This window comes from Vibrio antiquarius, assembly GCF_000024825.1.
GTDB lineage: Bacteria > Pseudomonadota > Gammaproteobacteria > Enterobacterales > Vibrionaceae > Vibrio > Vibrio diabolicus.
In genome coordinates this window covers 1,509,019-1,522,817 of sequence record NC_013457.1, presented here as the reverse complement: position 1 = coordinate 1,522,817, position 13,799 = coordinate 1,509,019, and the positions used below count along the sequence as shown (strand labels likewise).

General features: G+C 44.6%; 12 protein-coding genes. 7 read left to right on the top strand and 5 right to left on the bottom strand.

Features of this window, described 5'->3' with window-relative positions; translation table 11 throughout:
* Window positions 1–40: 40 nt before the first annotated feature.
* Window positions 41–946, bottom strand: a complete 906-nt coding sequence (locus VEA_RS21660) for a DUF808 domain-containing protein (RefSeq protein WP_006742208.1) — start codon at window positions 944–946, stop codon at window positions 41–43.
* Window positions 947–1,118: 172 nt separating this feature from the next.
* Between VEA_RS21660 and VEA_RS21655 the strand changes: the two genes are divergently transcribed.
* Window positions 1,119–2,036, top strand: a complete 918-nt coding sequence (locus tag VEA_RS21655; protein ID WP_006742209.1) for a M14 family metallopeptidase — start codon at window positions 1,119–1,121, stop codon at window positions 2,034–2,036.
* Here the strand turns inward: VEA_RS21655 and VEA_RS21650 are convergent.
* A complete protein-coding gene (locus tag VEA_RS21650) occupies window positions 2,031–2,819 on the bottom strand; it encodes an AraC family transcriptional regulator (RefSeq protein ID WP_005385013.1) in 789 nt (262 codons plus the stop codon). The genes VEA_RS21655 and VEA_RS21650 overlap by 6 nt on opposite strands.
* Before the next feature lie 98 nt (window positions 2,820–2,917).
* On the opposite strand from VEA_RS21650, the gene VEA_RS21645 reads away from it, so the two are divergent.
* The 3 genes from VEA_RS21645 to VEA_RS21635 all read left to right on the top strand — a co-directional run bounded on the left by VEA_RS21645 (window position 2,918) and on the right by VEA_RS21635 (window position 4,871).
* A complete protein-coding gene (locus tag VEA_RS21645; protein WP_006742210.1) occupies window positions 2,918–3,823 on the top strand; it encodes a DMT family transporter in 906 nt (301 codons plus the stop codon).
* Between the two features lie 145 nt (window positions 3,824–3,968).
* Complete coding sequence (locus VEA_RS21640; protein ID WP_005392490.1) at window positions 3,969–4,454, top strand: acyl-CoA thioesterase; 486 nt, start codon at window positions 3,969–3,971, stop codon at window positions 4,452–4,454.
* 171 nt (window positions 4,455–4,625) lie between these two features.
* Window positions 4,626–4,871, top strand: coding sequence for a hypothetical protein (locus tag VEA_RS21635; protein ID WP_005375277.1), 246 nt, complete (start codon window positions 4,626–4,628; stop codon window positions 4,869–4,871).
* 362 nt (window positions 4,872–5,233) lie between these two features.
* Here the strand turns inward: VEA_RS21635 and malG are convergent, their stop codons facing one another.
* From malG to malE, 3 genes are all read right to left on the bottom strand, one after another.
* A complete protein-coding gene (gene malG, locus VEA_RS21630) occupies window positions 5,234–6,124 on the bottom strand; it encodes a maltose ABC transporter permease MalG (RefSeq protein WP_005375275.1) in 891 nt (296 codons plus the stop codon).
* A 12-nt stretch (window positions 6,125–6,136) separates the two neighbouring features.
* A complete protein-coding gene (gene malF, locus VEA_RS21625) occupies window positions 6,137–7,711 on the bottom strand; it encodes a maltose ABC transporter permease MalF (protein WP_031780258.1) in 1,575 nt (524 codons plus the stop codon).
* Between the two features lie 79 nt (window positions 7,712–7,790).
* A complete protein-coding gene (gene malE, locus VEA_RS21620) occupies window positions 7,791–8,969 on the bottom strand; it encodes a maltose/maltodextrin ABC transporter substrate-binding protein MalE (protein WP_005375272.1) in 1,179 nt (392 codons plus the stop codon).
* A gap of 672 nt (window positions 8,970–9,641) precedes the next feature.
* Here malE and malK point away from each other — a divergent pair.
* The 3 genes from malK (at window position 9,642) to VEA_RS21605 (ending at window position 13,799) form a co-directional block, all read left to right on the top strand.
* Window positions 9,642–10,760 (top strand): maltose/maltodextrin ABC transporter ATP-binding protein MalK, encoded by a 1,119-nt coding sequence (gene malK / locus VEA_RS21615; protein ID WP_005375271.1) that lies wholly within the window; start codon window positions 9,642–9,644, stop codon window positions 10,758–10,760.
* A gap of 422 nt (window positions 10,761–11,182) precedes the next feature.
* Window positions 11,183–12,583, top strand: coding sequence for an undecaprenyl-phosphate glucose phosphotransferase (locus tag VEA_RS21610; RefSeq protein ID WP_006742212.1), 1,401 nt, complete (start codon window positions 11,183–11,185; stop codon window positions 12,581–12,583).
* 10 nt (window positions 12,584–12,593) lie between these two features.
* Complete coding sequence (locus VEA_RS21605) at window positions 12,594–13,799, top strand: outer membrane beta-barrel protein (protein WP_006742213.1); 1,206 nt, start codon at window positions 12,594–12,596, stop codon at window positions 13,797–13,799.

Here is a 13,799-nt window from a genome sequence, read left to right as displayed (position 1 = left end):
ATGACCCTTGTTGTTCTTTTCTTGTTTTGAGCTGTGATTATTAGTGGCCGCGAATTTTTTCTACACCTGTCCACACAGCAACCACAATCAAACCCGCCACAAAACCGATAATACCGTTAAGCAAAATAGGCAGAATCGCTGTAGCAACCGAATGACCACTAAAGTTCATAATAATCGGCTCTACAAAGTGATGAATGGCAGGCACGTTGTGCACTACAATCCCCCCACCGACTAAAAACATCGCGGCAGTACCCACAATCGTTAACAACTTCATCAGCTTTGGTGCAAAAGCAACTAAAGCACTGCCGACTTTTGCCATCCAGCCCTTACCTTTTGAGCGAATTTCAAGGTAGAAGCCCAAGTCATCCAATTTCACGATGCCTGCTACTAAGCCATAAACACCAATGGTCATGATGACTGCAATTAAGCTCACCACTAAGATTTGCGTCACAAGGCTCGCCCCAGTCACGGTACCCAACGCAATCACAATGATTTCCGCTGAAAGAATAAAGTCCGTTCGAATCGCACCAGCAACTTTGCGTTTTTCATACTCTTCTATCGACTCGCCAGTATTAACTAACTCTTCTTTTTCTTCGTGCGGATGCGAGTGAGGGAACACTTTCTCAAGCACCTTTTCTGCCCCTTCAAAGCAGAGAAACAAGCCGCCAATTAGCAATAGTGGCATGATAAGCCATGGAATAATCGCGCTAATTAGCAATGCTGAAGGAACTAAAATCAATTTGTTTTTGAACGAGCCTTTCGCAACCGCCCAAACCACTGGAATTTCTCGCTCAGATGCAACACCAGACACTTGTTGAGCGTTTAACGCTAGGTCATCACCCAACACACCTGCGGTTTTCTTTGCCGCCATTTTCGACATTAAGGCGACATCGTCGAGTACCGTGGCAATATCATCCAACAGTGTGAGTAAACTTGCTCCAGCCATTTTTTGTCTCTTATATGAAATTGAGTAAGTAACAAAATGTAACACCAATAAATCACTCATCAAAGTGATGATTTTGCAAAGAATACTATCCCAAATGGTGTTTTATATTGCCGTTAAGATAAGACAGGTCTAGTCTTGTGGTACCTTTCAGCAGTCAAAAGAAAAAGTATAGATGAAAAGTGGATACATTTACCCAATCGGTACCCCTGGCCAACCTTGGAGCGAAGAGGAACGTAAAGCTTGGTTAGCAACGCAAGAAGTAAAACGTAGCTACCAAGATGAAGTCGTCAGTAAAATCGATGCCCTACGCGAGCGTTTTGATGTTGAACAATACGGTGCGCTCTCATACAACGAGGCACGTTTCCCTCTGTTTTGTATCAAAACTCGCAACTGGGATTCAACGAAGCCTGTTGTTTTGGTCACAGGCGGCGTACACGGTTATGAAACCAGCGGTGTACATGGCGCTTTAAAGTTTGTAGAAACAGAAGCAGAGCGCTACGCAGAGCATTTCAATATTGTCGTTGCACCTTGCGTGAGCCCTTGGGGTTACGAGGTGATCAACCGCTGGAATCCAAACGCGATTGATCCAAACCGCTCTTTCTATAAGGATAGCCCCGCCGAAGAATCCGCCAACCTCATGAAGCTCGTTGCGACATTAGGCGATGTATTAATGCACATTGATTTGCACGAGACGACAGACTCCGATGAAACAGAGTTCCGTCCTGCGCTTGCCGCTCGTGATGGCATTGAGTACATCGAGGGCATGATCCCAGACGGTTTTTACACAGTTGGAGATAGTGAAAACCCTCAACCCGAGTTTCAAAAAGCGGTGATTGAATCGGTTGCGAAAGTGACTCACATTGCACCCGCAGATGAAAGTGGCGAAATCATTGGTTCACCAGTCGTACAGTTTGGCGTTATCAACTACCCAATGGTGAAGCTGGGTCTGTGTGGCGGCGTAACAAATTGCGTTTACGGCACGACAACGGAAGTGTACCCAGACAGCCCAACGGTGACCGACGAAGAGTGCAACGATGCGCAAGTTGCAGCCGTGGTCGGTGGTCTGAATTACGTTCTGGCTCAGTTATAATAAGCGGTTCTTATATTGCTCCGGTGTCATGCCGGAGTATTTCTTGAACATTGCGATAAAAGGGCTAGCTTGGTTATAACCTAACGTCAACGCGACTTCCTTTACGGTCTGCCCTTTACGCAGCAACTCCATAGAATGTAAATATCGCACACGTAAACGCCACTCAGTAAAGCTCATGCCCAACTCACTCTGGCAATGTCTCGCTAACGTGCGTTCTGTGGTATGCACTTTTGCCGCCCACTCCGCCAAACTGATCTCATCCGTCGGCGATTCTTCTACTGCTTTTAAAATCGGTTCAAGATACTTATTGTCGGTTGTCGGTAAAAAGTGATGTTCGACTTCTTGCTTTGCAAGCTGGTCCAATAACACTTGTACCAATCGCTTGTCTTCATCAGTTTGCGCCACGTTAATGTCTCGCTGACGAAAGTCCTCAATAATCGATGACACGATTGGAGTCACTTTGATCAAGCTCGTTTTAGTTGGGAAATGCGCCGTCAATTCAGGGGCAATATTCAAAGAACAATATTCGATTGGCTTACGGTTGTAGCTCGTGTGACGGATACCAGCAGGAACCCAAATTGCAAGATGCGGAGGCGCTAGAAATCTTGTATCTTCTGCATCCATCTCTAGGATCCCACCGCTGATCAGTTGCACTTGCCCCCAAGGGTGGCTATGAATTCGTGTTTCTGTATTAGAGAGAAACGCTTCAAAATTCATAAATACATCCGATGGTGCGCGATCGATTGATAAGGAGGGGTGAAGATTTCTGGCGCTCTTTTTCAAAATTGTCTTCCTATCGCTTACGATGTCTTTTAAGAGATACTTTTTATTATAAAGACCTGCCAGACTAGCGTCATCAATAATTGTGCTATAGGGTTCTCATGATTTATTTACTTCCGTTTTTCACCGTTATGATTTGGGGTGGTAACTCAATTGTGAATAAGATGGCAGCAAGCGCCATTGAACCAAGTGCGATGAGTTTCTATCGTTGGTTTGTCGCAATGGTACTTCTAACTCCATTTTGTCTGCCTGCGATCATCAAACAACGACACATTATTCGACCTTACTTAGCTAAGTTGGCGTTTCTTGCGTTACTTGGTATGGTGCTCAACCAATCACTTGGCTACTACGCTGGTTTAACGACAACGGCTTCCAACATGGCACTGATTACCTCTTTGGTTCCTTTGATCAGTGTGTTTTTAAGTGTTCCTCTGTTAGGCAAGTCTGTATCAATGTTAAGTATCGTCGGTGGTGTGATTTCGCTCGGCGGCTTGGCGTTTATGCTTGGTCATGGTGATATCACCTACTTTTTACATCAAGACATGACCCAAGGTGATAGCCTTATGCTGATTGCAGCCTTGGTATACGCGGCTTACTGCGTGCTGCTAAAACGCTGGAAGATGCCTTTCAGTAGTTTGACTCTGGTTTACATGCAAGGCTTCTTCTCGGTTGTGATGCTTACACCACTTTGGCTCTCTAGTGAGCAACTGTTACCAAGCCAAGACGCGCTACCATTAATCGCCTATGCTGGCATTGCGGCTTCCATTTTTGCGCCGTTAATGTGGGTGAAAGCGATTGATTCAATTGGCGCTGATTCAAGTGCCATGTTCATGAACTTAATGCCCGTGGTTTCTGTCGTACTTGCTTCAACGTTGATTGGTGAGAAAATTTACGCTTACCACATTATTGGTGGGCTGTTAGTCATCTCTGGCGTTATCCTGTCGCAAATAAAAATACGACACAGAAAGCAATTGCCCAATTCCGAGATTGCCTCCACCGCCAATTAATCCCAGTTCCCCAAGCCACAGAACTACGCTGTGGCTTTTTGTTTTCATCGTTCGAATAAAAGTTAATACTTTGTTTCATTCGCTATTCCCGAAAATTCATCTTGCTGCTAAATTGGGAAAACAATAACTCACCAAGGAAAGACAGATGAGCAGTGGTCAAAGAGACATTACCCTTCGCTTTTTAGCAGAACCCAGTGACGTCAATTTCGGCGGAAAAGTGCACGGCGGTGCCGTAATGAAATGGATCGACTTAGCAGCCTACGCCTGTTCTGCAGCGTGGAGTGGCAAATATTGCATTACCGCATACGCAGGTGGTATTCGTTTTGTTGCGCCGATTCATGTCGGCAACTTAGTCGAAGTTAGCGCGAAAGTCATTTATACCGGACGAAGCTCAATGCACATCGCGATTGACGTGCAAGCCAGTGACCCAAAGCAAATGAAAAACAGACTCACCACCCACTGTATCGTTATTATGGTTGCTGTAGATGAGAACGGAAAACCAACCGACGTGCCGAAATGGGTTCCAGAATCTGATGAAGATAAAGCCTTGGAGCAATCCGCGATCCGCCTTATGAACATGCGCAAAGAAATCGGGGAAGAGATGGAAGCGCACGTAAAGTATCTCAAGTAACCTACATCCGTTAAGAACGCTATTGACTACCTCAACGTTACTTAGAACCAGAGTGTGGAGCAACATCATGGTTTTGCCATTTGCTTCACACTCGGCCTCCTCTGTCATAAATCCTTCACCTAGCTTTGCTTAAATCCTTCCACTATTTTGGAGTTGGATAGAGTTTGGATCTTGAGACTAAAAGAAACGACCTTAAGTGAAGAGACGTTGACCAATTTAAAAGCGGTCGAGTACCAGTGGGTAAGAACCATGTACGTCGAGGGGTATAACGAAACAGAAATTAACCATTACATTCAAACCTGCTTTGGCGGTGATGTCACCTTTGCAAATTTATTTCGTCGCGTCGCACTACAGCAAGAAAGCTTATACACGCTGCTTCAATACGTTGGATGTGCCCCCTCCAGTCGAGAGTTTTAATCCTTACCAACCTCAATTTTACTGATACCTGAACTCAGGTTATTTATGTGAAGTGCTACGCAGGGCATTATTCAAGCCCTGTGTAATCCATTGCAAAGCCGCTAATCTTTATCCGCTTATTGAACAACTGTATTTAACAGGTATAAAAAAACCTGAGTCTAAACTCAGGTTATGGTTACAAAAACTGTTAGTGATTGAATCGTAAGGAACTAAGCTAACAGCCAGCTATGCGTAACGCCAATAAAAGCCAAGATATTACTGATCGGCGGCCAAACCAAAATTGTAATATCCGTGCTACGTATAAGGGCGACCATGTGGTCGCCCTTTTCTAGTTATTCTTATCAATCTCAGACCACAAGAGATTATCCTTTCACACCACCAGCGGTTAGACCACCAACCAACCAGCGTTGAGCAAGTAAGAATACGGCAGTGATTGGCACTGCTGAAAGTACAGCAGCTGCAGCAAAGTCACCCCACAAGTAGTTTTGTGGATATAGGTATTGCTGCATACCCACTGCAAGTGTGTACGAGTCTACATCAGAAAGTAGTAGTGATGCTACAGGAACTTCACCAATTACCATGATGAACGACAAGATGAATACTACCGCTAGGATTGGCACAGACAATGGAAGCAATACCAAACGGAATGCTTGCCATGGTGTCGCACCATCCAGTGCCGCCGCTTCTTCTAACGAAGAGTCAATACTTTCGAAGTAGCCTTTAATCGTCCAAACGTGCAGGGCGATACCACCTAAATAAGCGAAGATCAGGCCGCCGTGCGTGTTCAAACCAAGGAAAGGAATGTACTGACCCAATTTGTCGAACAACGCGTATAGAGCAACCAATGCCAATACCGCAGGGAACATTTGGAAGATCATCATCGCTTTTAGGATAGTGTTCTTACCTTTGAACTTCATACGAGCAAACGCATAAGCTGATGTGGTTGATAGCGCCACGATTAGGATTGCAGAAATACCACCCACTTTTACTGAGTTCCACAGCCATGTCATGACTGGGAATGGTGGCGGTGTAACTGTACCGTCTGGGTTAGTCACCGAGAAACCTAATGCCAATTTCCAGTGATCAAGCGTTGGGTTGTCTGGGATCAGGCTACCCGTTGCAAAGTTACCTTCACGGAATGAAATCGCGATGATCATCAGTAAAGGGAAAATAATCAGTGCCAAGAATGCCCACATCGCAATATGAGTAGCCCAAACACGATACTTTAATGACTTACCTTGTACCATTGCCATTGTAATCTCTCCTTAGTCCTGAGCTACTTTAGTTACGCGTAGGTTGATAAGTGCCAATGCGCCAACCAATAGGAAGATAAGTGTTGCTACTGCACTTGCTAGACCGAAGTCTTGACCGCCCGCACCTTCGAATGCGATTCGGTAGGTGTAACTTACCAACAGGTCTGTGTAACCCGCAGGTTCTGACGTACCAATCATATTTGGACCACCGCCTGTCAACAACTGGATAAGCACGAAGTTGTTGAAGTTGAAGGCAAAGCTCGCAATCAACAGTGGTGTTAACGGCTTCAACATCATTGGTAGCGTGATACGAGTAAAGTTAGTAATAAAGTTCGCACCATCAATTGCTGACGCTTCATATAAATCATCAGGAATCGCTTTTAGTAGACCCATACATAGAATCATCATGTAAGGGAAACCAAGCCACGTGTTCACAATCAGGATCATGGTTTTCGCCATGAACGGGTCTGAGAACCAAGCTGGGCTAATACCGAACAAACCTTCCAGAAGCATGTTGATCTCACCAAAGCTTTGGTTAAACAAACCTTTAAAGATCAAGATAGAAATAAACGCCGGTACCGCATAAGGCAGAATCAGTAAGAGTCGGTAAACCGAGCGGCCTTTTAATGCTTCCCACTGAACAACACTTGCTAGAACAAGACCAATTACAAGCGTAAATAGTACGGTGAGTGCCGAGAACACAATCGTCCAGATAAAGATACTGATAAACGGCTCTTTGATGCCATCATCTTTCCACACACGCTCAAAGTTGTGCGTGCCAATGTTCACAACAAAGCCAGGAGACACTGTGCTACCAACAAACTGACCGTTTTCATCGACAGGTTGGTAGTAACCTACTTCCATATTTGGACGTAACGTCTCTTCAGTACGATTGTTGTAAAGCGTTTCGCCGTCTTCTTGCAGCGTGTACAAAGGCACAACTGCCGCAAACTTACGTAACCCGCTCATGCGGATGTCTTCACCGCTCGGCAGATGCAAATCAACACTGCTCAACGTATTACGGCTCTTAACAATCGTCTTGATTGATTCTTTCTCGCCCGTAGCTTCTTCAATTGGCGACAGGTCAAGATCCGATGCTGAAAGGCTATCTAGTTGAAAAGTGGGCGTAGCAAGTAGCTCCCCATCTTTTTCAACCACAAGCTGATGTCCTTGATCCGTTTTATATAAAGTGAACGGGTAGCTATCACCACTTTGATAAGTTCTGTCCAAAAGTACGCTCTGCGCACGATCAAAAGAGAGTTGGTTTTTCGCGCTGTAGTTGGTAAACGCCAAACCTATGGTGTACGCCAGAGGGAAAAGAATGAAAAGGATCATCCCTGCGATACCAGGGTAGATGTAACGGTGTGCGTACGTCTTTTTACTACCAAAGATGAACAACGCTAAAGCGGTAAGAATGATCGTAAGTAGTGCAAACGCAATCTCACCGCGTGAATACATAAGGATTGTTGCGTAGCCATTGATAATGCCGACTGTGCCTAAAAGTGACCATTTCATGAACACTTTTTTGCTGCTCGGAAGGCTGGCTTCTGGTGCTGTCATAGCATTTGTACCTTGAACTGACTGCATAGGGAACCTGCTAGCGAATATAGAATAAATATAGAAAAGTAAGGAGGAGTTGCCCCCTCCTTAAAAAGGTCTTACTTAATTATTTAGTCATTTGTTTTTCTGCGTCTGCCAATGCTGCATCGACAGTTTGACGACCATCAACTACGTTGATGATTGCGTTCTTAGCCGCGCCCCAGAATGCGTTCATTTGAGGAATGTTTGGCATAATTTCGCCGTTCATCGCGTTATCCATAGTCGCAGCGATACGAGTATCTGAATCTAGTTCACGTTGGAACGAGTTAAGCGCTACCGCACCTAGAGGCTTATCGTTGTTAACCATACGTAGGCCGTCGTTTGTTAGTAGGTAGTTCTCAATGAACTCAACCGCTAGGTCTTTGTTTGGAGACGCAGTGCTGATACCAGCCGTTAGAACACCAACGAATGGCTTAGAAGATTGACCTTGGAACTTAGGTAGCGTAGTCACGCCGTAGTTAACGCCAGACTTCTCGATGTTGCCCCAAGACCATGGACCGTTGATCGTCATCGCTGTCTTGCCTTGGTTGAATGCAGACTCAGATACTGAGTAGTCCATATCTGCAGAGATCACGCCTTTGTCTACCAAGCCTTTTACGAAGCTCATTGCGTCTTTAACGCCTTCTTTCGCGATACCAGCGTCTTTAACATCGTAACCTTCAGAAGTGTATTTGAACGCGTAGCCGCCATCAGCAGCCATTAGTGGCCAAGTGAAGTACGGTTCTTTTAGGTTCCACATGATTGCAGACTTGCCGTCTTTTTTAAGTTTTGCATCTAGCGCTGCAACTTCTTCCCAAGACTTCGGTGGGTTTGGAACTAGGTCTTTGTTGTAGATTAGAGATAGAGACTCAACCGCAACTGGGTAGCCGATCAATTTGCCGTCGTAACGTACTGCATCCCAAGCGAAATCAACAATACCTTCTTGAATGTTCTTAGAAGGTTTAATTTCTGCTAGCAGGCCAGCTTCTGCGTAACCACCGAAACGGTCGTGAGCCCAGAATACGATGTCAGGACCGTCACCAGTCGCTGCAGTTTGAGGGAATTTGTCTTGAAGGCCATCTGGGTGAGCCACTGTCACTTTAATGCCAGTGTCTTCTTCGAATTTTTTACCAACTTCAGCAAGGCCGTTGTAACCTTTGTCGCCGTTGATCCAGATAGTAAGTTGTCCTTCTTCGATGGCAGCATTAGCACCAAAAGAACCCAAAGCAACAAGAGTACCTAGTGCTACAGCGCTTAACTTTTTCATGTTCGTATCCTTTTTATATTTTTGATGTAGGGCTAGTCCATTGAGGTTCAGCCGTATTTCGACATATATCATCTGAAATAATCCAATATGTCTCATCCTCCTAATCCCTACGCCCTTACAATTATGACGTATTTTCGTGATCTAAATCGCCAAGGGTAAGAGACTCAAATCACAAAACGGATACTTCCTGTGATCGGTTTCAACTTTAGGTGGTGCAATAATGTGATTTCCGACCAACTGCTTTATTCCTCCTCCTTTTTTACTCCTCCCTACCTACTCCCCCTACAATTATTTCTATTAGGAGGATGTCGCACCTCGCACAATCTTACAAACTTCAGTCATCCAAGAGTGGATGGTAAGAACCCTTTCCCAGCAGTGCCTACGTATTAGGAAAAAGATTTGCTGGTTTTGCATTGCCAGACGAGTGGAATGTCATTATTGGTGTTGTTTGTGGTAATTATTTCACGGGGGAGACAACACGAATAATGTGGGGGAGAGAAACTCGTACTTGGCTATGATGGGTAGCACTTCTATTCAGGACATTTTATTGAAGTGCTACCCTACTTTTCTTACCAACCGCAATAACTTACCGATTCCTACTGTTACTGCTCGCTAGATAATTCATATAATGATGAGCGGTGAATAATAAAAAATTGATCGAGGACGAGCTACATGGCGAGTGTCACGTTAAAAAATGTTTGTAAAGCGTATGGCGACGTACTGATTTCTAAGAACGTAGACCTAACAATCAACGAAGGTGAATTTGTTGTTTTCGTAGGTCCATCAGGTTGTGGTAAATCTACCCTTTTACGTTGTATTGCCGGTCTTGAAGACATTACTTCAGGTGATTTGTATATTGGTGACCAGCGCATGAATGACGTCGAACCATCCAAACGTGGTGTTGGTATGGTATTCCAGTCTTACGCTCTTTACCCACACCTTAACTTATATGACAACATGTCATTTGGCTTAAAATTAGCAAAAGCAGACAAAGCAGAAATCGACAAACGTGTTGAACAGGCTGCAGAAATCCTACAACTAGGCCACTTGCTTGAGCGCCAACCAAAAGCACTTTCTGGTGGACAGCGTCAACGTGTGGCGATTGGCCGAACACTGGTATCGCAGCCAAATGTATTCCTTCTAGATGAGCCTCTATCAAACTTGGATGCGGCACTGCGTGTAAACATGCGTGCGCAAATCACTAAGCTACAACGTCAACTTGGTTGTACCATGATCTACGTAACGCACGATCAGGTAGAAGCAATGACAATGGCAGATAAAATCGTTGTACTAGACGGCGGTTATGTATCGCAAGTTGGTAAGCCGCTTGAGCTTTACCATTACCCACAAAACCGCTTTGTAGCAGGCTTTATCGGTTCTCCGAAAATGAACTTCATGAGCGTATTCATTGATGAAGTAGAAGCAGAGCGCGTCAAAGTTCAACTATCTAATGGCGTATCTTTCTGGATTCCAGTGGATGGCACGACGGTTAACCGTGGCGACCGCATGTCTTTAGGCATTCGCCCTGAGCACCTATTATCCGCTTCTGAAGCTGATGCAAGCATTCACGGTGAAGTGATGATTGTTGAGAAGCTAGGTAACGAAACTCAAGTATACCTAAACCTAGAAGGTGCGGACGCGGACGTTATTTTCCGTCAGCCTGACACGCTCGCAGTCGATACCGGCGATAAAATCGAGATTGGTATTCCAGCACACCGTTGTCACCTGTTCCACAGTGATGGTCGTGCATGCCGCCGCCTATACAAAGAAAACGGCGTAGAAGTCGAATAATTCTTTCGTCCTGATTCACAATAAATCCCTCTCACTTTAGAGGGATTTTTTTATCCTAATAAATATAAGTAATTCGATACTAAATCATTAATCGTTAACCATAAGATCACCCGTTTCTTCTACCTTTACATAAACCATTGTCTTTGTACTGATACTTCATTTTTAATACTTTTCCTCATCCCTCATGAGTAAGTACCAGCTTTTTCCTAACCCGCCAAACTTAGCCAAAGGTCTAAATTTCATTCTTATTTCCACTTACCTCAACAACGCAAATTTTTACACTTATCAACGAAATTACACGTGACAAAAAACTCAGAAGCATTCAACAGAATGCTCTGTTCACCAACTACTAATAACGCTCACGACACGGCAATTGGGGGAGACACCCAAGGGCGGTAGCGTGTAAGAAGGGAAACTGAGTCATGAAACAAAAAGGACTTATCCGCTCTCACGAGATGGAGTTCGCTTTTTTATATCGCATCTCAGATCTTGCTGTCATCGTCTCTTTTATGCTGCTTTTAGTGTTCAAAGACATGAATACTGCGATGGGGAAAGATTACGTCATACTGGCTTTTGTTGGAGGCATCTCCTTTCTATTTATGGCAGAAAGCGGCAATCTGTACCGCTCTTGGCGAACCAGTTCGTTTAAAGAGCAGATGATTATTGTCTGTGTGGCCTGGGCAGTAACTTCCGCGCTTATCTTTATTGTTCTGTATTTTTCGGAAGTCTATGACTTATTTGATAACACTATTCTGGCATTGTGGTTTGCGATTACGCCCGCTCTACTTTTGGCATGGCGAGTGACATTCCGTACCGGATTAGCCTATTTAAGAAAAAAAGGATTCAACACTCGTACTGCAATAATCATCGGCCAAACTCCTCACGGCATTACCCTTGCTAACGAAATTCAAAACCACACTGAACACGGTGTACTTTTTGATGGCTTTTACGATGAGCGTTCTTCCGACAGATTGCCAAATTCTGCTTACTCTATTAAAGGGGCAGTTGACCACGCTCTTGAGCGAGCCAAGAAAGGGGAAGTGGATTACGTCTATATCGCAATGCCAATGCACGCAAAAGAACGTATTGCATCGCTTCTTAACCAATTCTCAGACACCACCGCAAATACGTATCTGATTCCTGACTTCTTTACCTATAACCTTTTGCATTCTCGTTGGGCGCAAATCGGCCAAGTTCAAACGCTCAGCGTATTTGATACGCCATTTGCTGGAATTTCTTCCTGGGTAAAACGGTTTGAAGACATCTTGTTTTCGAGCATTATTTTAGCCTTGATATCTCCAGTCCTGCTCACCATTGCGATTGGCATTAAGCTGACCTCTAAAGGTCCGGTCATTTTTAAACAGCATCGTTACGGCCTCGATGGACGCAAGATTGAAGTATGGAAATTCCGTTCAATGACCACTATGGATCAAGGCCCTCACGTGAAACAGGCGACAAAGAACGACCCACGCATTACGCCTTTTGGTGGTTTTCTGCGTCGCACCTCTTTGGACGAACTGCCTCAATTTATCAATGTACTGCAAGGGACCATGTCTATTGTTGGTCCACGCCCTCACGCCGTGGCGCACAATGAAGAGTATCGCCAGATTGTTGACCGCTACATGCTACGTCACAAAGTAAAACCAGGCATTACTGGCTGGGCGCAAATTAATGGCTATCGCGGCGAAACAGACACCTTAGAAAAAATGGAAAAGAGAGTCGAGTTTGATTTGGATTACATCCACCACTGGTCGGTTTGGATGGACATCAAAATCATCTTCATGACCGTTTTCAAAGGGTTCACTGGTGCTAACGCTTACTAAGGTTGAGATTATGAAGAAACTGACAATGGCAATAGCATTGAGTCTGTTTTCAACTGGCTTACTCGCAGAACCGATGGCTTACCAAACCGAGTCTGGCATTGAGTTTATTCCCCTCGTAAGAACTTTCTACGAGGGCGATGACAACATCAACAAAGCGGAGGAATCCGGCAATGTAGAATCGGTCAATATTTGGGGTATAGAGCCAAGCTTATTAGCACGTATAGAAAGGAATCGCTATCGCGCAGATATTTTGTACAAGTTGAAAGCAGGTTTTTCATCCGATGACCGCAACGACTTCGACGATCATACCTTTCAGTTTTCCAACTTTTTTGAGTTCAATCATCGTCATCGTTTAGTGGTTGATTATCGTTTTCGCGCCCAGCATGAAATTAGAGGGGAAGACATTACCGAAGGTAATGGTAGCGCAATCGACTCACCAATTGAGTTCAACCGTAACGATATCAAAACCAATTATGTCTTTGGCTCTAACGGTGCAAAAGGCAGACTCGAATTCGGTTTAGGCTACAGTGATAAAACCTATCAAAACTACCGTGACGGATTACCTGGGCGCCCAAACGCCAAAACGAAATACAACGATTTTCGAGCTCCCAATGCACACTTGGAATTCTATTTAAGGGCGACGCCAAGAACCTATTGGTTGGTTGGGACAAAACAAATAGTAACCGACTATCAGCACCGAAATTCTGCTCTTCCTTCCAAAGATAACGTCACCAGTTTCTATTACACAGGTGCCGAATGGGAAGTCACAGGAAAAACCAAAGGCATCGCTCGACTCGGTTATCAAATCAAAGATTTTGACAGCGCTCAACGAGAGACATTTAAAGGCTTTAGTTGGGATATCGGCTTTGAATGGCTGCCTCAAGAACAAACTCTAGTCAGCGTGAAAACCACTCAAGCGGCAGTTAACCCAGATCAAGATGGCGATTACAACCTACAAACTCGTTATCGACTGAACCTCAAGCACGATTGGAATAGTTACCTTGCAACTCGCTTAGGTGCTATTTATCAACAAGATGACTATACGGGGATCACCAGAAACGACGATCGCTACACCCTATCTTTTGGTATCGATTATCAAATTAAACGCTGGATACAGCTGCAAGCCGACTGGCAATACCAAGATAAAACCTCTAACCGACCAGGTTATAGCTTCGAACAGAACATTTGGACTTTAAGCGCACAGTTTTCTCTGTAA